This is a genomic window from Hydrotalea lipotrueae (assembly GCF_019249625.1).
Taxonomy (GTDB): domain Bacteria; phylum Bacteroidota; class Bacteroidia; order Chitinophagales; family Chitinophagaceae; genus Hydrotalea; species Hydrotalea flava.
In genome coordinates this window covers 1-24,398 of record NZ_JAESDL010000003.1, presented here as the reverse complement: position 1 = coordinate 24,398, position 24,398 = coordinate 1, and the positions used below count along the sequence as shown (strand labels likewise).

Below are 24,398 nucleotides of genomic sequence, written 5' to 3'. Positions count from 1 at the left end.
TATGATACCCATTGCAGACAGACTACAAGGAGTGGGAGAATATTATTTTTCTGGTAAACTCAGAGAAATAGATGCTTTGAACCGCGAAGGGAAGCAAATTATTAATTTGGGTATTGGCAGTCCTGATATGCCTCCGCATCCCGACGTAATTACTGCATTGCAACAAAATGCTGCATTGCCCAATGTGCATGGCTATCAATCTTATAAGGGTGCACTTGTATTGCGAAAGGCAATTGCCGACTGGTATAAGGTATGGTATCAGGTTGATTTAGATTCCGAGACGGAAATTTTACCACTAATAGGCAGCAAAGAGGGGTTAATGCATATTTGCATGACCTATCTGAACCCGGGAGATGAAGTTTTGGTTCCTAATCCTGGTTATCCAACCTACAGCAGTGCAGTTACGTTAGCAGGTGGTATTTGCAGAAATTATGAAATGAAGGAACAAACAAACTGGGCACCAGATTTCAACGCATTGGCGCAAGAAGACTTGTCGAAGGTAAAGTTAATGTTTGTAAACTATCCGCATATGCCTACAGGTCAGAACGGGCATTTGGCCTTATTTGAAAAAATGGTAGCATTTGCACACCGGCATCAAATTTTAATTGTTCACGATAATCCCTACAGTTTTATTTTGAATGAACATCCGGTTAGTATGCTACAGGTGAATGGGGCTAAAGATGTAGTGATAGAATTAAATTCATTAAGCAAAAGCCATAATATGGCCGGGTGGCGTGTGGGAATGCTGTGTGGCAGGAAAGAAAGAATTGATGAAGTATTGCGCTTTAAAAGTAATATGGATAGTGGCATGTTTTTGCCATTACAATTAGCCGCTGCAAAAGCACTTTCATTAGGTAAAGACTGGTTTATTGAATTGAATAAAGTATATGCCAGACGCCGGGAAAAAGTTTTTGAATTACTGGATTTATTAAAATGTATTTATCAAACCAATCAGGTAGGGCTATTTGTTTGGGCTTCAGTTCCAAATACTATACAAGATGGTTTTGCTATGAGCGATTCGGTATTATACAACGCAGGTGTTTTTATTACACCGGGAGGTATTTTTGGAACAGCAGGTAATCAATATGTACGGATAAGCCTTTGTGCAACAGAAGAAAAATTAATGGAAGCCATTCATCGAATTAAGTAAATGAACTCATGTTTAACAATGTAACGATAGTAGGTGTTGGATTAATCAGCGGATCTTTTGCCATTGCCTTAAAAGAAAAGGGTATGGCCAAACATATTATTGGCGTTAGCCGAACCAGAGAAAGTGAACAAAAAGCGCTTCAATTAGGATTGATAGATGAGGCACTTCCTTTAAAAGAGGCAATCCAAAAAAGCGATTTAATTTATGTGGCCATCCCGGTGGATGTTACCATTCCTGTTGTTGTGGATATTTTAGATCAAATCAATGATCAACAAATTGTTGCCGATGCAGGCTCCACCAAAATGGCACTTTGTAAAGCAGTGCAAGAGCATCCCATGCGGCGCAGACTGGTGGCAACACATCCTATGTGGGGTACAGAATACAGTGGCCCCGAGGCAGCTGTACACGATGCTTTTGCAGGCCGGTCCTGTGTTATATGTGAAAAAGAATTGTCAGATGGTTTAGCTGTGCAAAAAATGGAAGGGGTGTACAAAGCATTAGGAATGCATTTGGTGTATATGACTCCCAATGCACACGATGTGCATGCGGCTTATGTAAGTCATATCTCACACATCACCTCATTTGCATTGGCAAATACTGTGTTGGAAAAAGAAAAAGAAGAAGATGCCATTTTTGATTTGGCCGGTGGTGGTTTTGAAAGTACAGTTCGGTTGGCTAAAAGTAATCCCGCTATGTGGGGGCCCATATTTATGCAAAACAGAGAAAATGTACTGGATGTACTGAATGAGCATATTGTACAATTGAGAAAATTTAAAGCCTGTCTGGAAAAAGAAAATTATACCTATTTAATAGAATTAATGGAGAATGCTAATAAAATAAAACGCATTCTTCAATAAAAACGGAAAGCACAAAACGCTTTAAAAATGAAATAGCGCATTGTGCAGGTTACATAAACAAAACAAAGCAAGGAGATAATATAATCTACCTTTGCACAAAATTTAAGAATACATGATAACATTTGAAGCGTTAGGATTAGAAGAAAATTTAGTAAAGGCTACTGAATCATTAGGATTCGTGAATCCTACTGCCATACAGGAAAAAGCAATTCCGGTTTTATTGAGTGGAACAAAAGATTTAATTGGATTGGCACAAACCGGAACCGGTAAAACTGCAGCATTTGGATTGCCCTTACTTCAGTTAATTAACGAAAATCAGAAATACCCTCAGGCATTGGTTGTATGCCCTACAAGAGAACTTTGCCTGCAAATTGTAAGCGAAATTCAATTGTTTAAAAAATTTAAACAAAACATTCAGGTAGTGGCAGTATATGGAGGCGCCTCCATTGGCTTGCAAATTCGCGACCTGAAAAAAGGTGTGCACATAGTAGTTGCAACACCCGGCCGTTTAATCGATTTAATTGAAAGAAAAGCCATTAATCTGGAACAAATCAGTTATGTGGTTTTAGATGAAGCCGATGAAATGCTGAATATGGGCTTTAAAGATGATATTGAGTTTATTCTGGAAAATACTCCTAAAAGAGAATCTACCTGGTTGTTTAGTGCAACCATGCCTCCCGAAATTAAAAAGGTTAGTAAACGCTACATGAAAGAGCCTTTTGAAATTACTGTGGGTAAGGTGAATACCACTAATAAAAATATTGACCATCAGTATTATGTGGTGAATGCACATCACAAATATGAAGCATTGAAAAGGTTAATTGATTTTAATCCCGGTATTTACGGTATCATTTTTACCAGAACAAAAGCCGAAGCACAATCTATCTCTGAAAAATTAACCCGTGATGGATATGATATTGATGCACTGCATGGCGATTTATCGCAGCAACAACGAGATAAAGTAATGGGCGAATTCAGAGAAAAGGCATTGCAGTTATTAGTAGCCACCGATGTGGCAGCAAGGGGAATTGATGTAAAAGAAATTACCCATGTTATTAACTACGATTTGCCTGATGATATTGAAGTATATACCCACCGTAGTGGTAGAACCGGCCGTGCAGGAAGTACAGGTATTTGCATGAGTTTAATACATGTAAAGGAAGTATACAAAATACGTTCAATTGAAAAATTGGTACAAACAACTTTCCATAAATTAGAGTTACCCACCGGTAAAGATGTTTGCCGTAAACAATTTTATGCCTTCATGGATAAATTGTTGCAAACCGATGTATCAAACGACAGGTATGCATCCTATTTACCCATGCTGCGTGAAAAATTTGCCGACATAACAAAAGAAGAAGTTTTAACCCGAATTGCAGCATTAGAGTTTGACCGTTTCCTTAAATATTATGAAAACGCAGAAGATTTAAACTTAAGAGAAGCTAAACGAGAAAAAAGGGAATCAGTAGGGCGCAATGCTGTAACCGGTAATGGCGAAAATGGCAGAAGAGGTGCTTCAGACAGGCATAGTAATTTGTCTGGTGCAGATACCACTCGCTTATTCATTAATCTGGGAAGTAAAGATGGCTTTTATAAAGCCAGTTTTCTTCAGTTTATTTTAGATATGAGCGATTTGAAAAAAGATGTTTTAGGCAGAATTGATTTAAGAGATATGAACAGCTGGATTGAAATTGAAAAAAAATCTGCTGCTAAAATGATCAAAGCCATTGATGGTAAAAACTATCGCGGCCGCAAAATCAGAATGAATGAAGCCAATGAGCGCTAAATTTTTTGCAAATAAATAGATTAGTGCGGTCAACAATTGTTCTATTTTTTGCTGTAACAACCAATTAATCATCACTTACAATTTGAATGAAGATGGAGCAGGCAACCCAACAAACAAAAAACATCATGGATGTGTGGCAAAAGCGCCCACTCATCATTAGTGGCCCATGTAGCGCTGAAACAGAACAACAGGTATTAGAAACCGCAACCCGTTTGGCGGCAACGGGAAAGGTAGATATGTTAAGGGCTGGAATTTGGAAGCCCCGTACACGACCCGGGCAATTTGAAGGAATTGGCGTAAAGGGATTGCCGTGGTTATTACAAGCTAAAAAAATTACCGGATTATTTACCACGGTGGAAGTAGCTACTGCCAAACAGGTAGAAGATGCGCTTAATTTTGATGTAGATATACTCTGGATTGGTGCACGTACAACCGTTAATCCTTTTAGTGTACAGGAAGTTGCTGATGCATTGCGCGGTATAGACATTCCGGTATTAATTAAAAATCCAATTAATCCCGATTTGGAATTATGGACAGGGGCAGTAGAACGCATTGCCAAAGCCGGTATTCAAAATATTGGATTAATACATCGTGGTTTTAGTTCTTATGGTAATACAGAATATAGAAATGCACCCATGTGGCATTTGGCTATTGAAATGAAAAGGAGAAATCCCGGCATGTTAATGATTAATGATCCTTCTCATATCTCCGGCAGGCGCGATATTTTACAGGATGTTGCGCAAACTGCTATTGATTTGGATTATGATGGTTTAATTATTGAAAGCCATATTGATCCTGATAATGCATGGAGTGATGCCAAACAGCAAATAACCCCCGAACGGTTGGGAGAAATGATTGGCAATATTAACTGGAGAAAAGAAGATGTACCATCTGAAGAATACCATGCAGCATTAGAAAAATTGCGTCAACAAATTAATCATCTGGATGATGAACTGATGCAAATTCTGGGTCAACGTATGAAAGCAGCCGAAAAAATTGGCCTTTACAAAAAGGAAAACAATATCACCATTCTTCAAACCAACAGATGGAATGCAATATTAGAAAGAGCTTATGCAAAAGGTGAAAAATTAGGCCTCAGCAAAGAATTTATTACCCGTTATTTTGATGCAGTACACATGGAAAGTATTAACCATCAAAATAAAATCATGAATTCTTAAATTAATGGCAGCCAATAACGTCAATTGTTATTGGCTGTTTTGTATAATAGCCATATTTGTTGTTCACCTTTGGCGTAATATGTTCTATTTTTAATGAATAAACACATTCTCATCTTGTTTATTTTTTTACATTTAATAAACTAATTATATATGCTGCATCAATCTGTTCAATTCAATCAGCAACATACTGATTTTTATTTTGATGCATCATTCCGGCAATTGAAGCAAATGCTGAAGCCGGCAAACACTTTTATTATTACCGACACCAATATCTTTCCATTACATACAACCTATTTTAAAGGTTGGAAAACCATTGTTATACCTGCAGGTGAGGCGCACAAAAACATAGCAACAGTTCAATACATTATTGAACAATTAATTCAGTTGCAGGCCGACCGTACAGCAACATTGGTTGGTGTAGGGGGTGGCGTTGTTACCGATATTACTGGCTTTGTTGCAGCCATTTATATGCGTGGTGTGGCTTTTGGTTTTGTACCAACTACTGTACTGGCAATGGTAGATGCCTCTATCGGTGGAAAAAATGGGATTGATATTGGATTGTACAAAAATTTAATGGGCACCATTCGTCAACCTGCATTTTTATTGTATGATACACATTTTCTAAAAACTCTTCCTGATGCAGAATGGCAGAACGGTTTTGCAGAAATTATTAAACATGCCTGTATTAAAAATGCAGCCATGTTCAGAAATTTAGAAAAATTATCACCTGCATTACTCAAGAAAAACAAACAAAAATTGAATGAGCTGATACAAAAAAATGTACAGCTAAAAATGTCGGTTGTAAAAGCCGATGAATTTGAAAAAGGGGAAAGAAAATTACTCAATCTGGGGCATACACTCGGTCATGCCATTGAAAACCAATATGGCCTTTCACATGGTCATGCAGTAGCAATTGGTATTCACTATGCAGCCATTTTATCTCAACAAATATTGGGTTTTAAACAGCCCGAACGTATATCGGCCTTGTTAACCCAATATGGTCTGCCTACTCATTTTGTATTTGATACAAAAAAGGTAATGAATATGCTGCAAATGGATAAAAAACGGCAGCAAGAGTTTGTTCACTATATTTTGATTGAAAAAATTGGAAAGGGTATTATTTTACCCATTCCATTGAAAGATCTTGAAAAATTTTATAAAATAATTTAGTTTAATTTGATTCAATGATTGCAACGATTCATCCTTCTGAAATAAAAGGCATTCTTCAGGCACCTGCTTCTAAAAGTTCTATGCAAAGAGCCTGTGCTGCAGCATTAGTGAGAACGGGTACTAGTATTATAAAGAACCCTGGCTATTCAAATGATGACAGAGCGGCACTGCAGGTAATTCAGCAGCTTGGGGCTACTATTCAAAATGAAAGCAACCGTTTAATTATTGCTTCAAAAGGAATATATGCCAACACCCATCAAATGAATTGTGGAGAAAGTGGGTTAGGTATCAGAATGTTTACACCTTTAATAGCTCTCAATACTACTGCCATTTCTATTACCGGTGAAGGCAGCTTATTACAGCGCCCCATGAATTTTTTTGATGAAATATTACCACAGTTAAATGTAAAAGTACAAACCAATCAGGGCAAGTTACCTATACAGGTCACAGGCCCATTAACACCGGCTAATATTACAATTGATGGTACCCTCAGCTCGCAGTTTTTAACGGGCTTATTAATGGCATATGCTGCTGCCGATGCTAAAGATGTAAGCATTTTCGTAAATAATTTAAAAAGTAAACCTTATATTGATTTAACGTTAAAAGTAATGGAACACTTTGGTTTAAAAACACCAAAGAATAACGGGTATACTTCTTTTTATTTTGATAAAGCATGGCATGCTACTTCACAAAATAATATTGTAGAATATGAAGTGGAAGGCGATTGGAGTGGGGCGGCTTTTTTATTGGTGGCTGGTGCAATAGCGGGAAATATTACTGTTAAAGGATTAGATATTCATTCAACACAGGCCGATAAAGCTATATTGCAGGCACTGATAGATACCGGTTGCCTTATTTCTATTGAACTCAATCAAATTCACATTCAGAAAAGCAACCTTCAGGCATTTCATTTTAATGCAACAGATTGTCCGGATTTATTTCCGCCATTGGTAGCGCTGGCTGCTTACTGTAAAGGCACTACCGTTATTGAGGGTACTGAAAGGCTTACGCATAAAGAAAGTAACCGGGCACTTACTTTGCAAGAAGAGTTTGCCAAATTGGGAATACGCATTCAATTACAAGATAATATTATGATGATAGAAGGTGGAACCGAATTGCATGCTGCAACTGTTTCGTCCCGGCATGATCATCGTATAGCAATGGCTTGTGCTTTAGCTGCTTTAAAAACAAATGGCCCTGTAGTGATAGAATCTGCTGAAGCCATCAACAAATCTTATCCCGATTTTTATCACCATATATCTGCATTGGGTGCAGTTGTATCTTTACATCATTAACCATTAAATTTTCAAACTTTGAACACATTTGGCAGAATTTTCAGGGTACAAATATTTGGCGAATCGCATGGCGAAAGTGTAGGTGTTTGTGTTGATGGAATCCCTGCAGGATTACCACTGAAGGTGGAAGATTTTTTAGAAGATATTGAGAGGCGAAAAGGTGGGGCGCAAAAAGGTACTACACCGCGTCAGGAATCTGATTTACCCATTTTTAAAAGTGGGGTTTTTAACGATTGTACTACCGGTGCACCTTTAACTATTTTATTTGAAAACAATAATACCCGCAGTGATGATTATGCCAAACAACGTGCCATTCCCAGGCCCGGTCATGCCGATTTTGTGGCACATCAAAAATTTGGTGGGTTTGAAGATTATAGAGGTGGTGGACATTTTAGTGGTCGCTTAACCGTTGCTTTGGTAGCAGTGGGTGTAATTGCAAAAAAAATATTAAAAAATATTTCAATAAATGCTGCAGTTACAGAAATAGGTGGCCTTCCATCTATCGAAGCAGGATTAGAAAAAGCAATAGCAGCGAAAGATTCCGTAGGCGGTATTGTAGAGTGTTTTGTAACAGGATTGCCGATGGGCCTTGGTGAACCTTTTTTCGATTCGGTTGAGTCGTTATTGGCGCATGCTGTTTTTGCCATTCCTGCTGTACGCGGTATTGAATTTGGAACCGGTTTTGCTGCGGCTAAAATGTTAGGTTCAGAGCATAATGATGCAATTGTTGCTGCTGATGGCACTACAAAAACAAATCATGCAGGAGGCGTTGTTGGAGGTATCACTAATCATAATCCGCTTATATTCAGGGTAGCCGTTAAACCAACTTCTTCTACACCCAAGGAGCAGGAATCATTGAATTGGGAAACCAATACTGTTGAGCCTTTTTCTGTAAAAGGCCGTCACGATTTGTGTATTGCACTTCGTGTGCCGGTAGTATTAGAAGCTGTAACAGCAATGGTGCTGGCCGATTTAATGATGCTGAATCAAGAGATACAACGTGTTTGGAAATAATGGATTTGATGGCGAAAATTGTGTTTTAGAATAATGTCACCAATAATTTATCATATCACTACAAAACAACAATGGGCAGTTGCACTGCAATTGGGCTATTATACCCGCCCTTTCTTTGCAATCTAAAGGGTTTTTCATTGTTGTTCACATAAGCAAATTGCCGGCGGCGTGCTAGAACGGTATTATGCCGGTGTAACTCATTTACTCCAATTAACCATTGATACCCTTCAATTAAATGTTCCGTTAAAATACGAAGCATCTCCAACTGTTCAAGATCAGTTTCTGCATGTTTATGGAACTATTTCTTTGAATGCTATTGTAAGTATTATTGAAATATAAAATTTAAATCATGCATCAATTTATTGTAAATGCCTCCATTCAAATTGTGCCAATTGTAATGGATAAGCATCCCTATGAGTGGGTAGATGAAGCCATTGCCATTATTCAACAATCGGGTATTGATTATGAAGTTGGGCCTTTTGCTACTGTAATTGAAGGAAAATATGATGCGGTGATGCAGGTAATACAAGCCATTAATGAGCATTTATACCAACGTGGCTGCGCCGAATGGATTCAGAATATTCAGCTTCAGATAAGAAGTAGTATGGATATTACAAGGATTGAAAAAACACAAAAATTTCTTCAGTAATTCCATTCCTACAAATTATTGTACTATTTTTTTCATCTTTTTAAAAGGAATTTTCAGAACAGGAAAATTTGCTGCATTTGGTCCAACTAAAATGCCACCACTTAGTAGGCAAAGCCTTGAACCCGTGTGTTGTCATTATATCCTGCAATAGTTTTCGACTCGCCAATATTTGCGATGGAAATTGACTAAAATTACCATGCGCATTATCCGTAAAATTATCGAAATCAGTACCCATGTCTAATGGCATACCGTTATGTAATTGAACCAAAGTAACATCTACTGCAATACCTCTGTTATTTCCACTGCCATTAGCAGGATTGGCTACATATCGTTCATCATGCACCCTTTTCCAAAATGCCACAGTAACTGCATAATGACGGTAGGCATCCCAAATTTTTAAGGATAATCCTTTTGCATTCAATGCTTCTTGTGTACTGCTTTTAAAGCTTCAGTTACTGGTTTTCTGGCATAGGCAATAGCCGTATGGAAAAGATACATAGGTGTATGCATAAAATTATCATTTCCGGCATAACGCGAGTCAATGTAAATGTTAGGTACAAATTCATTCAGGTTTATCATATGCAAACAATCAAATGCAGCATCAAAATGTTTAAAATTGTGTAGATTTTCTGGTATGAATGCTGTATTTTCATTTTTTGGCACAGTACTTGGATGAAGAGCACAGCTTAATATTGTCCAAAGGCAGATACAATATAACCGGTATCCTATATGTATATGTAGTTTACAAATAATAGGCTTTGGAGTATAGTTTGTAATAATTTCAGGTATCATCCTGCTAAAATGTCACATTTTCAGTTGACTTGTTGCAATAACAACTTTTTTATAAACACTAATATACAGTATATAGAAATTATTTATTGCAAGATGCTTATAATGGTATATAAGATCTTGTTAATCAATACTTAACTCCATATTGGATGAAAGTAGGTAACCGCTGGCCGATATGTTCATATATAATAATAAATCAGCGGTAATTTTTTAAATTAAATAATAGCAAATGAAGATTTTTTTGCTTAACTTTTTGTTTTTTTTAAGCATTGCTGTAATTGGAAAGTGCCAGGATAGCATGGATTCCATTGCTGTAAAAAAGCCCAAAACGGTAACTGGTATTGCCAGTTTTTACAGTTTAAATTTAACAGGTACCAAAACCGCAACCGGAGAGCGTTTTGATAATAAAAATATGACAGCAGCCAGCAACAGTTTTAAATTGAATACCTGGGTAAGGGTAACTAACCTGCGAAATGATAAATCGGTGATTGTGCGGATTAATGACAGAATGAGCAAGCACATGGCCAAAAAAGGGAGGGTGATTGATTTAAGCAGAACTGCTGCCCGAAAACTGCAATTTATGAAGCGTGGGCTGGTGAAAGTAAGGGTAGAAGAGGTAAATAAAGACACGTTGGAATGAGGATGTTAATATTAACTGAATATTAAAATTGCAATAATTTTATTAAAACTGAATAACCCCTTTATTTTTGCTACAATAAAATTAACATTATGAAGAAAACCCTACTACTTTTAATCAGTATTGGCAGTATGCTTTCTGTATTTGGCCAGGAAGCAACACAACTGATAAAAAGGCCTTCTTTGAGTATCAATTTCTTTCTCAAGGATTTTAAAACCCCCGATTTAATCGGCAGCAGCTCAATTACTACTGTTTTTGAGAATCGCCAATGGACAAAAATGAAGGATATGTTGCCGGGGTTAAATGTGCAGTATTTTCAAGGTTTAACAGATCATTTAGATTTTATGGCGGGCATTGGAGGTTCATTCTTAAAATATCCATTCCTATACAAGAGTGGCGTACAAGTACCATTTCAGGATAAATTTTTATTGGAAGCCGATGCCAGTGTAAATTTAAAATTATTAACAGATAAGTATTTTATGGTGCCTTATTTATCTGCCGGAATTGGTGCATCCATGTATGCAGGAACTTATTTTGGAGCCTATATTCCAGTTGGAACAGGTTTGCAATTTAATTTGGGCGAAGGCAATTTTATTAATCTGCAATATTCCTATCATTTAGGAATATCTGATTTAACCAACTATAACTTTCAATATAGTTTAGGTTTTGCCTCACCCATTGCTCCCGGCAAAAAACAGGTAAAATTGGCTGTGCCACCACCACCTGTAAAGGAAGTACCAAAAGATACTGATGGTGATGGTATTACTGATGATAAAGACCAATGCCCCACAGTACCCGGTGTTGCAAAATACAATGGATGTCCTGTGCCTGATACAGATGGTGATGGCGTTAATGATGACAACGATAAATGCCCTACCGTTCCGGGTTTGCCCAAATATAATGGTTGCCCCATTCCTGATACAGATGGTGATGGCATTAATGATGATGAAGACAAATGCCCGAATGTGGCAGGAGTTGCACGTTATCAGGGTTGCCCGGTGCCAGACTCGGATGGGGATGGCATTAATGATGAAGAAGATAAATGCCCCAATGTTTTTGGTGTAAAAGAAAACTTTGGTTGCCCTGTTGTAAAAGAAGAGGTAATTGTGAGAGTGAATAGCATTGCCAAAAACATCTTTTTCTCAACAGGTAGTTCACAATTAATTGCTAATTCTTACAAGCCATTAAGTGAATTAGTAAAAATTTTACAAGATGATCCTAATTTAAAATTAGATATTGAAGGTTATACAGATAACGTAGGTAGTGAAGCTGTAAACCAGGCTTTAAGTGATAAACGTGCCAATGCGGTAATGCAATACTTTGTTGATAAAGGTGGTATTAGTGCCGATCGGTTGCATGCAACCGGTTATGGTTCTAAAAAACCTGTTGCTGATAATAAAACTGCCAAAGGCAGAGCCATGAACAGGAGGGTAGAATTAAAACTCAGGTATTACTAATTGGTTTTGGTTTTAATCATCATTTTTAAAAAAGCCCTTTACTTTATTTGTAAGGGGCTTTTTTGGTTATTTATTACAGAAGCGATGAACTGTTAGTGCTTGTGGGTTTAAAACAAAACCGCTGGTTCCATCCAAAAAAAACCTGCTGTATTGATAAGAACAGCAGATTTTTATTTTTATTATAAATATAAATTATTTGTACATTAACTCGTAATACTCATGTGCCATTCTATTGCTGTCAAATTGAAAACGCACATCACGCATTCCATTTTTCATAATTTGGCGCCAGGTTTCAAAATTTTTATAATATAGTGGCACAATTTGTTGTTCTAAAATTTCATACATCTTATTCAGGTCATAATTGTCCTGATCGTGTACACTTAAGTTTTCATAATCTGCCTTGGGCACTACAAAACCATTATTGCCATGATTTACAAATTCCGGAATCCAGCCATCATCTGTTGAAAAATTAACTGCTCCATTCATAGCTGCCGTCATGCCACTGGTGCCGGATGCTTCTCTGGGCACACGGGGGTTGTTTAACCAAACATCTGCCGCCTGTTTTAACCTTTTGCTTAATGTAAGTTCATATCCAATTAATACTGCTACATTTTTATAATTTTTACTTAAATGCACCAAATTATTAAATTGGCTGATGGCAGGGTAATCAACCGGATAAGGTTTCCCGGCCCAAATAATTTGTACCGGCTGGTCAAAGCTATTGATCAGTTTTTCAAATCTTTCTAAATCCTGTGTAAGAAAGTCGGCACGTTTATACCCTGCAAATCTTCTGGCCCAAACAATGGTTAATACATTAGGGTCAAATAATTTACCGGTCTGGTCAGCTACAATTTCAAATGCTCTTTTCTTCAAATAGTTTTTTCTGTCATCAAAAGCAAGGTCATTGCCCTCTTCCATGGCTTTGTACAACTGTTTATCTGCCCAGTAACGCCAGTTTTGTGCATTGGTAATGTGAATAATCTCACAAATGCCGATGTAATGACTCCACATTTTTCTGCTTACTTCACCGTGCAGCCGGCTAACGCCATTGGCTTTACGTGCAAAACGCAGGGCTGCTAATGAATGGTTGAATAAATCATCTGTAATACCGGTTAAACGTCTTACTTCATCAATACTAATACCACAGAAATAACTCATTTTCTGACAGAGATAAATATCGTGTTTTTCATTGCCTGCTTCCTCTGGTGTATGGGTAGTAAATACCAGATGTTCTTTTACTTTTTCAGCACTTTTAAATTTATTCATTAAATAAAAAGCAGCCGATACACCATGTGCTTCATTTAAATGATATACATCCGGATTAAATCCAAGTTCATCCATTAATTTGGCCCCGCCTATACCCAGTAGCATAAATTGGGCAATTTTGGTAGATACATTGGCATCGTACAACCGGTGTGAAATGGTTTGCGATACATAATCATTTTCCGGCAAGTCGGTAGTTAATAAAAACAGAGGTGCTGATTTAAAAGTTTCAGGATTTAAATACATGGCCTTTACCCATACCGGATGATCATGTATAATAATTTGAAATTTAATGCCCGTATCTTCTAAAAATGAATATATTTTTTCCATCCAGGTGGGTTGCAGGGTTTGATCCTGATTTCTGGTTTGGTCGTAATAGCCATATTTCCACAAAATTCCAATACCTACCATATTCTGTCTTAATTCATAAGCACTTAGCAAGTGCGAACCTGCTAAAAATCCTAAGCCGCCACTATATATTTTAAGTGGCTGATGAATCGCAAATTCCATTGAAAAATAGGCTGCTCTTTTATTGTATTGTTCACTTACAACATATGGCACATGATAACTTCGGAAGTTCATAAATTACTTTTTCTTGATTGGTTATTTGAATTGGGCTTGCAATATAAAGGGTTTTATTTAAAATGTATTTTTTACACATTAATTAGACCTAAAAAGTGAAACTATGTTAAAAGCTTCAATTATAGCACATAAAAGTTTAAATTTTATAAACCGCAATCGATTGAAACAAGTGCCTTACCCAATGAATAGAAAAATTCAGGTTCTTTTTTTCTTAATGATCTTATGTGATTTTTGTTTAGGATAGGTATCATCAAAATAGCATTGTATGCCGCGTTTATTGCCGCATTTGCCATTTTCTTTAAAAGTAATTTCGTTGTTTTTAAATGTAAATTCTATACTGCAGGGTTCCCCAATTTCTTTATATACGGCTTTATCTTCACCCACCATTTTCATCATTCCCTTTAATTCGCCGTTACAATTGTCTTTATTTTCAAAGTGAATAAAAAAATGATATAATTTGGGCGTTTTACCATCCCTGATTGCAATAAAATTTTTTGAGTTTTTTGCATAATTGCCACTGTGTTTATTTTTTTCGGGCAAAGTATCAATAGGATTAATGATGGTATTGTTTTTTAATTCATCTTCATTGCCGTCATTCATAGCTACCATAAAGGCATTTCCGTTGTTATACACCCAGCCTGTACGGGTATATAACAACTTTTTATCAGCAGTGTATTTTTCCCGGCTAATTAAAAAAGTAGGTTCTTTATTAATATATACACTGTGTACATAACCATCATTTTGTTTTGATTGAACCAAATTTTTTGCAGCCAGAAATTCATTCTTTTCGTTAAACACAAATACCCCAAGTATGGTATTATTTTTATAGCTGAAGTTAGCCAAAATGTATTTTTCTTTTAATTTCTGAATACTTCCTACGGGATGTATAATGGCTTTTTTATTGAGATGGAAATGATTTAAAATACTATCGGGTATAAACTGAGACATGGCTTTTATACCTATTACAGTAGTGTCGGCAAATGAATTGATGTTGGTATCGGCAATGGTAATGGGCAACCCAATGGGAGGGAAGGCAGCAAAAAAATCGCTGCTGCTAACTGGTTTTGTACCACTTAAGTCGCCAGGATGTGTTTGGCAGCCGACTAAAAAAATGAAGATGAGTATAAACGTAATAAGCTGTTGAATACTTTTCATGGCGTTTATTTCAGGCACTAAAGTAATACTTCTGTGGTAAGTTTTATAGTTTAAGGAAGATTAACCATTATTTTTGTAAGTAATATTTATGGATAGATTGGTGCAACGTAACGAACATTCTTTAAGCGAAGTACACGAAAGTGTAGATACACTGCAACCCAGAAAAGGCTGGCGCAGAATACTGGCTTATATTGGGCCTGCCTATTTGGTGAGTGTAGGTTATATGGATCCCGGAAACTGGGCTACCGATTTGCAGGGTGGCGCTCAATTTGGTTACAGCCTTATATGGGTATTATTAATGAGTAATTTAATGGCTTTGTTATTGCAAAGTTTAAGTGCCCGATTAGGAATTGTAAGAAGAAGAGATTTGGCCCAGGCCAACAGAGAAATATATCCTAAATTTGTAAATTTTTGTTTATATATTCTTGCTGAAATTGCCATTGCTGCCTGCGATTTAGCCGAAGTGCTGGGTATGGCATTGGGTATTAATTTATTGACCGGATTGCCTTTAATATGGGGTGTTTCATTAACAGTGTTGGATACGCTGCTATTACTTTGGTTACAAAATTTTGGTATTCGCAAATTAGAAGCCTTTATTATAGCATTAGTAGCCATTATTGGCGTATCCTTCTTAATTGAAATTATTCTGGCGCATCCTATTTTAAATCAGGTAATGTATGGTTTTGTGCCCCATCATCTAAATAAAGAAGCATTATATATTGCCGTAGGAATTATAGGTGCAACAGTAATGCCGCATAACCTGTACCTCCATTCAGCATTAGTGCAAACCCGTAAAATAAAAACAGATGAGGAAGGTATAAAAAGAGCCATCCGTTACAATAATATTGATAGCGCTATTGCGTTGAATGCCGCATTTTTTGTAAATGCTGCTATTTTGGTTTTGGCTGCTTCTGTTTTTTTTACCACCGGTAATACAGGTGTAGCAAAAATTGAAGATGCACATCGTTTATTAGAACCACTGCTGGGTTCTAAACTGGCCCCTTTGTTATTTGCCATTGCCTTAATTGCTGCCGGCCAAAGCTCTACCATTACCGGCACTTATGCCGGGCAAATTGTAATGGAGGGTTACATCAGCCTGCGCATTAATCCATGGTTACGCAGATTAATTACAAGGCTTTTGGCTATTATTCCCGCTGTAATTACGATTTTAATTTATGGTGATGACAGGATAGACGCCTTACTTATTTTAAGTCAGGTAATACTGAGCGTGCAATTAGGGTTTGCCATGATTCCGCTCATACATTTTGTAAGCGATAAGGAAACCATGGGCAAATTTACCATTTCATTGCCCATTAAATTATTATCATGGTTAGTAGCTATTATATTAATTTATTTGAATGTAAAAATGGTGATAGAAGAAGTAGCTGTTTTATATCAGGAGCCGGGAAATTATATATGGAAAATACTAGTTGGTATAGGAGCAGTTTTTTTATCGTGGTTGTTTTTAACGACCACATTTTTACCCCTTGCCATTCAACGCAAGATGCGTAAGAGTATTATATTACATGGTGAAACCCCTCAATTACATGCTTTGCGTTTAGAAGAAAATAATAAAATTGCCATTGCTTTAGATTTTACTGCTAAAGATGAAAAATTAATTGCTTATGCCTTGGCACAGGGTAATAAAGCTTCTGTTTTTATTTTAATACATGTGGTGGAAAGTGTATCGGCTCTTTTTTTAGGAAAAGAAAGTGATGATGATGAAACCCGGAAAGATAAAGACCGGCTTGAAAATTATGCCATGCAATTACAACAATTGGGCTATGAGGCAATATATGAGCTGGGTTATCGTAACCGAAAAAAAGAAATTGTGCGTATCGTTGAAAAAAACAAAGCTAATTTATTGGTAATGGGGGCACATCAACACCGGGGTATTAAAGATTATTTATTTGGCGAAACTATTGAATCGGTCAGGCACCATGTGCATATTCCCGTTTTGGTTGTGAATGTTTAGATTGAATATATACATGTAAACTTTTTTCATAGCAGATGTGCTGTTGATGGTTTTATTACCTAATGCTTTCATCTTTTCTATTCAAAATAGCAAAACCCCTACTTTTGTATCCCTTTAAAAACTAAATTAGCAATATGGAACAAAAAATTAAAGTAACAAATCCGGTAGTAGAACTGGATGGCGATGAAATGACACGAATTATCTGGAAATATATTAAAGACAAACTTATTCTGCCTTATATAGATGTTGATATTCAATATTTTGATTTGGGTATTGAACACCGCGATGCCACCAATGATCAGGTAACCATTGATGCTGCCAATGCCATCAAAAAAGCAGGTGTTGGTATTAAATGCGCTACTATTACACCTGATGAAGCTCGTGTAAAAGAATTCAACTTAAAACAAATGTGGAAAAGCCCCAATGGTACCATCCGCAATATTTTAGATGGAACTGTATTTCGTGAACCCATTGTTTGCAAAAATGTACCACGATTGGTACCTAACTGGACTGCCCCTATTTGCATTGGCCGCCATGCTTTTGGCGATCAATACCGCGCTACCGATTTTGTAACTAAAGGGAAAGGAAAACTAACCATTAAGTTTGAAGGTGATGATGGTTCTGTTCAGGAATTTGAAGTATATAATTTTAAAGGAGATGGTGTTGCTCTGGCTATGTATAATACCGATGAAAGCATTAAAGGTTTTGCACGTGCCTGCTTTAATCAGGCATTGAGCAAAAAATGGCCCCTTTATCTATCTACTAAAAACACCATCCTGAAAAAATACGATGGCCGTTTCAAAGATATTTTTGAAGAAATTTATCAAAATGAATTTAAAGCCAAATATGATGCAGCCGGCATTACTTACGAACATCGCTTAATTGATGATATGGTGGCTTCTGCTTTAAAATGGAATGGCAACTTTGTTTGGGCTTGTAAAAATTATGATGGCGATGTACAAAGCGATACCGTTGCCCAGGGTTTTGGTTCATTGGGCTTAATGACCTCTACTTTAATTACACCGGATGGTACTGTAATGGAAGCAGAAGCTGCACATGGTACGGTTACCCGCCACTATCGTGAATATCAAAAAGGGAATCCAACTTCTACCAATCCCATTGCTTCTATTTTTGCCTGGACAAGAGGCCTGGAATTTCGCGGTAAGTTGGATAATAATGAGGCATTGATTTATTTCTGCCATGCTTTGGAAACCGTTTGTGTTGAAACTGTTGAGAGTGGAAAAATGACGAAAGATTTGGCTGTTTGCATTTATGGCAATAAAGTAAATCACGGTGAGCATTATTTATATACAGAAGAATTTTTAGAAGCTTTGAATCAAAACCTTCAGGCTAAGCTGGCAAAATAATTTGCATAGCTTATGCTTATCGCATTGATAAAACTAAAAAAGCAGTGTTCCATTAGGAGCACTGCTTTTTTATCAGCAAGTTGAAATTTTATTGATAGGCTTCTGTAATGGGTTTTCCAATGCAACCGCTGGGCATTTGAACTTTTAATAATGCAGCTAAAGTTGCGGCAATATCGGTCATGTAAGTAGTTTTGTTGGTATGGCCTTTCTGTATGCCCCATCCAAACCATAACAAAGGAATATGGGTATCATAAGTATAAGAAACGCCATGGCTCATACCGGTTTTTCCGGCATCCATAACGCCGGATTTCATCACTATCTGTAAATCGCCACTTCTTTTGGGTGTATATCCATTTACAATCATTTCTCTGATACTGACAGGTAAAGAAGCAGTTGCAGCAGTGGTTTTGTTTACAACAGTTAACACTCGGTTATCTGTTTGTAAATATTGTGCAATACTTTTTTCAATAGCAGCCTGATTCAGTTGCAGTGAATCTATTAAACCATGATTTAAATAAATATCAAATTCCCAAATAGCATGAATTAAATTGGGTTGGTGAAATTGTGCTGCTAAATGTTGATTCAATTCTTTCATTAAATCACGATCATCAGCCCTGCCGCCGGGAATATTGTGTTTGGTTAAAAATTCAGGAATTTGTGCACCGGCATGGTCGGCAGTTAAAAACAGAGTGTATTGATTTTTACCAACGGTTTTATCTAAATAATCCAATAATTTACCCAATGTTTTATCTAAACGGGCGTAGGTATCTAATAATTCCCAGCTATTGGGTCCAAATGCATGGCCAATATAATCGGTGCTTGAAAAACTTACTGCCAAAAAATCTGTTTCGTTGCCTTTCCCCATTTGCTCGTTGGCAATGGTGGTTTCGGCTAAGTTTTCTAACAAATCATTGGCATAAGGTGTACTGGCAATTTTGCTGTAATCTTTTCCTTTGAATTTTGACAAATCATACGGCAATCCTTTCTCATCTTTTCCAAAAGGCTTGCCTTCATAATTGTTTTCATCAACATCACACAGTTGCTGATAGGTTGATTGCGGTAAAATGGGCGACCATCTTTTTTCATAATAAGTATCTACCCATTTTTTATTATTAAAATTAGTTAACCATTCAGGTAATTGATTCATGTAATAGGTACTGGTTATAAAATTGCCGGTTTGGTAATCGTACCAGTAGGCTGCATTGGCGGCATGTCCTGCAGGCAAAATAGCTCCTCTGTCTTTAATGGAAATACCAATTGTTTTACTTTTAAAATTAGAAGCGAGGCGTAATTCATCGGTTATGGTAGTAACCCATAAATTGCGTGGGCTCATTTCACCGGCTGCTTTGGTAATACTGCCAACTGTAGCAACACCGGCGTCATCAGTACAATACACGTTTTTTAAGATGTTGTTATCAAACCAGTTATTGCCCGTAATGCCTGTTAAAGCAGGTACACTGCCGGTATACACACAAGTATGGCCCACAGCCGTAACCGTTGGCACATAAGGCATTAAAGTATTATCACAGGAAAATCCCTGATGCAACAATCGTTTAAAACCGCCATTGGGCTCATATACATTATAAAAGCGGTACAAATAATCCCACCGCATTTGGTCTACAATAATTCCTACTATTAATTTTGGTCTTGCAATAGTTGCCGTTTGTGTATTATTCATCTTTGGCTGTGCATGCAACTGCGGAATGGATAACACCATAAATCCCAGAGCAATTAATAAACTTTTTCTATTCATTTTTTCCATATTTAAGGTGTTAAAGATAAGTTGCCTGATTTTTTGCAGCTATTAATTTATTGTATAAATCGGTGTATATGGTAATTAAAAAATCTTTTTTATTCCTTCATCTTACCAATTTATTAATTTTGCAGCCGAATATATTTCAGTGTTGTAGCAAATATGTTGGGTTTTTGTTTACCAACCAATCAATCAATATTGCTTTGTTGGCAACCTCCTGAAGCATTCCTCATTTAAAATAAAAATTAGGCATGGCAGACATTTTTGAAAGATTAGTAAAACATTATGGCCCTCTTGGCCAGCATCGGGAAAGAGCACATGGTTATTTTGCATTTCCTAAATTAGATGGAGAAATAAGCAATAGAATGCAATTTCGTGGTAAAGAAATGATTGTTTGGAGCCTGAATAATTACTTAGGTTTAGCCAATCATCCTGAAATCAGAAAAACCGATGCTGAAGCTGCCAAACAATTTGGATTGGCTGCACCAATGGGCGCAAGAATGATGAGTGGTAACAGCAATTACCATGAACAGTTAGAGCAAGAATTAGCAGCGTTTGAACAGAAAGAAGATGCCATTCTGATGAATTATGGTTATCAGGGTATTATGAGTGCAATTGATGCGCTTTGCAGCAGGCATGATGTAATTGTGTATGATGCAGAAAGCCATGCCTGTATTATAGATGGTTTGCGTTTACATACCGGCCACCGTTATGTTTACAAACACAATGATATTGAAGATTTAGTGAAGCAATTGGTGAGGGCTACTGCTTTAATTGAAAAGCAAAATGCCGGCGGTATTTTAGTAATTACAGAAGGTGTATTTGGAATGGCCGGCGATCAGGGAAAATTAAAAGAAATAGCTGCACTAAAAAAACAATTTGAGTTTAGATTGCTGGTAGATGATGCCCACGGTTTTGGTACCTTGGGTAAAACCGGTGCTGGAGCAGGTGAAGAACAGGGTTGTCAGGATGCAATTGATTTATATTTTTCAACTTTTGCCAAATCAATGGCTTCTATTGGTGCTTTTATGGCAGGGCCTAAAGCAATTATAGATTATATCCGCTATAATATCCGTTCTCAAATTTTTGCCAAAAGTGTACCAATGCCTATTGTAATTGGTAATTTGAAGCGTTTGGAAATGTTAAGAAATATGCCTGAAATGAAGGCAAAATTGTGGAGTAATGCCATTCAATTGCAAAAGGGATTAAAAGAAAGAGGTTTTGATATTGGGAATACCGATTCAGTAGTTACTCCCGTTTACATGAAAGGTGGGGTAGAAGAGGCAACTGCAATGGTAATGGACTTACGTGAAAACTATCATATTTTCTGTTCTATTGTGGTGTATCCTGTTATTCCCAAAGGACACATCATTTACAGGTTAATACCTACTGCTGCGCATACCGATGCAGATATTCAGGAAACTTTACAAGCATTTAGCGAAACCAAGGCTAAGTTAGATGCAGGTGTTTATAAAGTTGATGCTATTCCAGATATGGCAGAAGTGCATTAAGTTTTCCAATAGCTTAAAAAATAAAAGCTGCTGTTTCTCAAATTAGTGACAGCAGCTTTTTTATGGGTAAATGAACACTTAATAATGCATTAATCTAAATTATAATGATTTCAACAGCATATTGGCACCACGCACATAATCATCATTTTTGGCTTCGGTGGCCAATTGCATGCATTTTTCAGCATCAGCTTTAGCACTGGCTTTATCGCCAATGGCTTTTTCAACTTTTGCTTTTAATAAAAACATATAATAGGCTTTAGGATTATTTTCAGTTGCTTTGGTAACGTTGGTTAAAGCTTTATTGTAATCTTTGGCTATATCGTAATAAAAATTAGCTGCTGCAAAATAGAGATTGGGGTTAACATTATCTGCTTGCAGCGCCTGCTCAAACTGTGCATTCAGCCGGCTTACAATATGCGTAATAATGGGCACTTTTACTGCCACATTACCCCACATTAAATGCAGCTCACAACTTTCGGGTTGTATGTTGGTAAATTGCATGGTAAAAGTTTCCATCGTTTCTTTCATGTTTTCTGCAGGAACTGTAAACCGGAATATATCATCGGCCTGCGCATAATCCGTTCCCCAATTCTTTGAGTCTTTATTGATGATAATGGTCCATTTTTTTTTACCCGGGATGGTAAAAATGGCGTAGGTACCTGAATCCAATTTGTTACCGGCCAAATCAATTTCGTCGGTTACTTTTAATTTGGTTGAAGCATTGGCACCTGTACGCCAAACTTTTCCCAATGGTGCTAATTCACTGTTTTCTTTAAAAACATTTCTACCTCTTAAATTGGGTCTTGAGTACGTTAATTCTAATCTGCCCATACCAAAATCCTGGATAATGGTTTCTGTAGGGCTTGCTGCGGGTACTTTTATTTGGCTAAAACCAAATTGTACAGTCAGTAAAGCAAGGACTGCAAACAATGTTTTTTTCATATAATAGTGTTTAATGTGCTGCAAACCTATTAAACGTTTGTTGAATATACCAGCTTTTGTTGTTAATTTTTAAAGGCAGGATGAAAAGCCTGTAAAGTGGTTCTTAAAAAATTACGATCTAAGTGGGTATATATTTCTGTTGTGGTAATGCTTTCATGCCCCAGCATTTCCTGAATGGCCCTTAAATCGGCTCCTCCTTCAATTAAATGTGTGGCAAAAGAATGGCGGAAAGTATGGGGTGAAATATTTTTTTGAATTCCTGCTTTTAAAACCAGACCTTTTATAATATAAAAAATCATGATTCTACTTAGGCTCTTGCCTCTTCTGTTTAAAAATAAAACATCTTCAAAACCTTTTTGGATGGGAAGGTGTTTGCGGATGGTTTCCATATATAATTGAATGTACCGTAAAGCAGGTGCACCAATGGGCACAAGGCGTTCTTTATTGCCTTTTCCGGTAACACGTATAAATTCAACATCAAAATAAATATGGCTGATGGTTAAATTAATTACTTCACTTACCCTTAATCCGCAACTATACATGGTTTCTATTATAGCTTTATTGCGGGTACCCTCTGGTGTACTTAAGTCAATTTGAGCAATAATGCTTTCAATTTCTTCAAAGCTGAGTACATCAGGTAAACTTCTTTTTGTTTTAGGTGCCTCTAAAAGTGTGGAAGGATCTGTAATTACAATTTGTTCAGTTAAGCAGTATTTATAAAATTGTTTAATGCCTGAAATAATTCTGGCCTGCGATGTGGCCAGCATTCCTAAATTGCCAATCCATTCCAAAAAATGTTGCAGGTCATTTAATTGAATGTCGGCCGGGGTTTTAGGTGTTGATTGTAATTGAATGTATTGAGTTAATTTATCAACATCACGCAAATACGCCTCAACCGAATGTTCACTTAATGAGCGCTCTAATTGTAAATAGGTTTTAAATCCTTTTTTATATGCTTCCCACATAACATTTCATTGTTGCATCATTGCAGGTTACAACCCATAAAAATACAATATTTTTAGCTGTTTAGTATTTGATATCATTTTTAGAAGATGAAGCAGTAAAGTGGCGATAGTAGTGCTTTTTTAAGCAGGGTCAATTCCATCAATCTTGTAATATTTATTTCAGTAATTGCTCAATCCACAATATTTTTACCGTTAATACTTTCTAAAACAATTTATTTCACATTTATGCAACCTGTTAATCTCCGTTCATTTAAACAAAAAGTTCGTTATCATAAATCTGCTTTTAAAAAATATTTAGGTAAAATAGAAAAAAAGGCACCCACATCTTTAAATAAATTGGTGGTAATGTTAGATACAGCTGTGTGGAATGAAATTGATTGCCTTAGCTGTGCCAATTGTTGTAAAACAATGACACCTACTTTTACAACTGCCGACATGAAGCGAATTGCTGCTTATTTAAATATAAGTGTTGCAGAAATGAAAGATTATTGGTTGCATTTTGATAAAAAAGACAAAGACTGGGTGAATAACAAACAACCCTGCCAGTTTTTAAATTTAAAAGATAATAAGTGCAGTATATATTCTGTACGCCCACAAAGTTGTGCCGGTTTCCCGCATTTGGCCAAAAAGCCGGTAGTACAATATATTCACGTACATCAACAAAATGTTGCTTATTGTCCGGCTACTTATAAAATGGTTGAAAAAATGATGGAGCAGTTGCCCTCCTGATGTTTGCTTGTTTAAGACTTATCGTTCCTTTTTAAAATTTAAAGAAAGTGAATCTATTGCTTAAATTTAAGAAAAATTGCCCCAAAGTTTAAATGTATAGGATTAGGTAGAACATTTACAAATAAGAGATAGGGGGGTGAAATAACTAAATAAATTAGTAAATTGAGGTCTAAA

The 24,398-nt window shown here is 36.6% G+C and carries 20 protein-coding genes and 1 pseudogene; 15 read left to right on the top strand and 6 right to left on the bottom strand.

Annotation, left to right across the window (positions count from 1 at the left end; all coding sequences use genetic code 11):
• The first annotated feature begins 1 nt into the window (after nucleotide 1).
• From JK139_RS03210 to JK139_RS03170, 9 genes and pseudogenes are all read left to right on the top strand, one after another.
• Nucleotides 2–1,150, top strand: a complete 1,149-nt coding sequence (locus tag JK139_RS03210) for a pyridoxal phosphate-dependent aminotransferase (protein WP_228733098.1) — start codon at nucleotides 2–4, stop codon at nucleotides 1,148–1,150.
• A gap of 8 nt (nucleotides 1,151–1,158) precedes the next feature.
• A complete protein-coding gene (locus JK139_RS03205; RefSeq protein ID WP_074418570.1) occupies nucleotides 1,159–2,007 on the top strand; it encodes a prephenate dehydrogenase in 849 nt (282 codons plus the stop codon).
• A gap of 112 nt (nucleotides 2,008–2,119) precedes the next feature.
• On the top strand, nucleotides 2,120–3,793 hold the full coding sequence (locus JK139_RS03200) for a DEAD/DEAH box helicase (RefSeq protein ID WP_074418571.1): 1,674 nt from the start codon (nucleotides 2,120–2,122) through the stop codon (nucleotides 3,791–3,793).
• A gap of 92 nt (nucleotides 3,794–3,885) precedes the next feature.
• The gene (locus JK139_RS03195) at nucleotides 3,886–4,971 is read left to right on the top strand and encodes a chorismate mutase (RefSeq protein WP_081300519.1); all 1,086 of its coding nucleotides are present in this window, start codon (nucleotides 3,886–3,888) and stop codon (nucleotides 4,969–4,971) included.
• Nucleotides 4,972–5,121: 150 nt separating this feature from the next.
• Nucleotides 5,122–6,141, top strand: coding sequence for a 3-dehydroquinate synthase (gene aroB, locus JK139_RS03190; RefSeq protein WP_074420797.1), 1,020 nt, complete (start codon nucleotides 5,122–5,124; stop codon nucleotides 6,139–6,141).
• A 14-nt stretch (nucleotides 6,142–6,155) separates the two neighbouring features.
• Nucleotides 6,156–7,436 carry a 3-phosphoshikimate 1-carboxyvinyltransferase gene (aroA, locus tag JK139_RS03185; protein ID WP_218330580.1) on the top strand — a complete coding sequence of 427 codons (1,281 nt, stop codon included), beginning with the start codon at nucleotides 6,156–6,158 and terminating at the stop codon, nucleotides 7,434–7,436.
• Nucleotides 7,437–7,454: 18 nt separating this feature from the next.
• Nucleotides 7,455–8,450: a chorismate synthase gene (locus JK139_RS03180; RefSeq protein WP_074418162.1), complete on the top strand. Its 996-nt coding sequence runs from the start codon at nucleotides 7,455–7,457 to the stop codon at nucleotides 8,448–8,450.
• A 147-nt stretch (nucleotides 8,451–8,597) separates the two neighbouring features.
• Nucleotides 8,598–8,789 (top strand): annotated as a pseudogene (locus tag JK139_RS03175) (DUF952 domain-containing protein); the annotation flags it as partial.
• Nucleotides 8,790–8,799: 10 nt separating this feature from the next.
• A complete protein-coding gene (locus JK139_RS03170) occupies nucleotides 8,800–9,099 on the top strand; it encodes a thiamine-binding protein (RefSeq protein ID WP_074418163.1) in 300 nt (99 codons plus the stop codon).
• A 40-nt stretch (nucleotides 9,100–9,139) separates the two neighbouring features.
• Here the strand turns inward: JK139_RS03170 and JK139_RS03165 are convergent, their stop codons facing one another.
• Complete coding sequence (locus tag JK139_RS03165) at nucleotides 9,140–9,520, bottom strand: M15 family metallopeptidase (protein WP_074418164.1); 381 nt, start codon at nucleotides 9,518–9,520, stop codon at nucleotides 9,140–9,142.
• Between the two features lie 597 nt (nucleotides 9,521–10,117).
• Here JK139_RS03165 and JK139_RS03160 point away from each other — a divergent pair.
• Together JK139_RS03160 and JK139_RS03155 are read left to right on the top strand one after the other, a co-directional pair.
• A complete protein-coding gene (locus JK139_RS03160; protein WP_074418166.1) occupies nucleotides 10,118–10,528 on the top strand; it encodes a septal ring lytic transglycosylase RlpA family protein in 411 nt (136 codons plus the stop codon).
• A gap of 89 nt (nucleotides 10,529–10,617) precedes the next feature.
• Nucleotides 10,618–11,982 (top strand): OmpA family protein, encoded by a 1,365-nt coding sequence (locus JK139_RS03155; RefSeq protein ID WP_218330579.1) that lies wholly within the window; start codon nucleotides 10,618–10,620, stop codon nucleotides 11,980–11,982.
• Between the two features lie 192 nt (nucleotides 11,983–12,174).
• Here the strand turns inward: JK139_RS03155 and glgP are convergent, their stop codons facing one another.
• Both glgP and JK139_RS03145 read right to left on the bottom strand, forming a co-directional pair.
• Nucleotides 12,175–13,827, bottom strand: coding sequence for an alpha-glucan family phosphorylase (gene glgP / locus JK139_RS03150; protein ID WP_074418168.1), 1,653 nt, complete (start codon nucleotides 13,825–13,827; stop codon nucleotides 12,175–12,177).
• Nucleotides 13,828–14,022: 195 nt separating this feature from the next.
• Nucleotides 14,023–14,982: a hypothetical protein gene (locus JK139_RS03145; protein ID WP_074418169.1), complete on the bottom strand. Its 960-nt coding sequence runs from the start codon at nucleotides 14,980–14,982 to the stop codon at nucleotides 14,023–14,025.
• A gap of 88 nt (nucleotides 14,983–15,070) precedes the next feature.
• Here JK139_RS03145 and JK139_RS03140 point away from each other — a divergent pair, with 88 nt between their 5' ends.
• Nucleotides 15,071–16,957, top strand: a complete 1,887-nt coding sequence (locus JK139_RS03140; protein WP_218330578.1) for an Nramp family divalent metal transporter — start codon at nucleotides 15,071–15,073, stop codon at nucleotides 16,955–16,957.
• Between the two features lie 134 nt (nucleotides 16,958–17,091).
• Nucleotides 17,092–18,324: an NADP-dependent isocitrate dehydrogenase gene (locus JK139_RS03135; RefSeq protein WP_218330577.1), complete on the top strand. Its 1,233-nt coding sequence runs from the start codon at nucleotides 17,092–17,094 to the stop codon at nucleotides 18,322–18,324.
• 88 nt (nucleotides 18,325–18,412) lie between these two features.
• Here the strand turns inward: JK139_RS03135 and pafA are convergent, their stop codons facing one another.
• Nucleotides 18,413–20,077, bottom strand: a complete 1,665-nt coding sequence (pafA, locus tag JK139_RS03130; protein WP_218330576.1) for an alkaline phosphatase PafA — start codon at nucleotides 20,075–20,077, stop codon at nucleotides 18,413–18,415.
• 251 nt (nucleotides 20,078–20,328) lie between these two features.
• On the opposite strand from pafA, the gene JK139_RS03125 reads away from it, so the two are divergent.
• Nucleotides 20,329–21,588 carry an aminotransferase class I/II-fold pyridoxal phosphate-dependent enzyme gene (locus tag JK139_RS03125; protein ID WP_074418173.1) on the top strand — a complete coding sequence of 420 codons (1,260 nt, stop codon included), beginning with the start codon at nucleotides 20,329–20,331 and terminating at the stop codon, nucleotides 21,586–21,588.
• 99 nt (nucleotides 21,589–21,687) lie between these two features.
• Here JK139_RS03125 and JK139_RS03120 read toward each other — a convergent pair whose 3' ends face one another.
• Both JK139_RS03120 and xerD read right to left on the bottom strand, forming a co-directional pair.
• Nucleotides 21,688–22,530: a DUF2911 domain-containing protein gene (locus tag JK139_RS03120; RefSeq protein ID WP_074420157.1), complete on the bottom strand. Its 843-nt coding sequence runs from the start codon at nucleotides 22,528–22,530 to the stop codon at nucleotides 21,688–21,690.
• 62 nt (nucleotides 22,531–22,592) lie between these two features.
• Nucleotides 22,593–23,495 carry a site-specific tyrosine recombinase XerD gene (gene xerD / locus JK139_RS03115; RefSeq protein ID WP_074420790.1) on the bottom strand — a complete coding sequence of 301 codons (903 nt, stop codon included), beginning with the start codon at nucleotides 23,493–23,495 and terminating at the stop codon, nucleotides 22,593–22,595.
• Between the two features lie 225 nt (nucleotides 23,496–23,720).
• On the opposite strand from xerD, the gene JK139_RS03110 reads away from it, so the two are divergent.
• Entirely contained in the window at nucleotides 23,721–24,224 is a 504-nt protein-coding gene (locus JK139_RS03110) for a YkgJ family cysteine cluster protein (protein WP_074420158.1), read from the top strand.
• Nucleotides 24,225–24,398 lie beyond the last annotated feature (174 nt).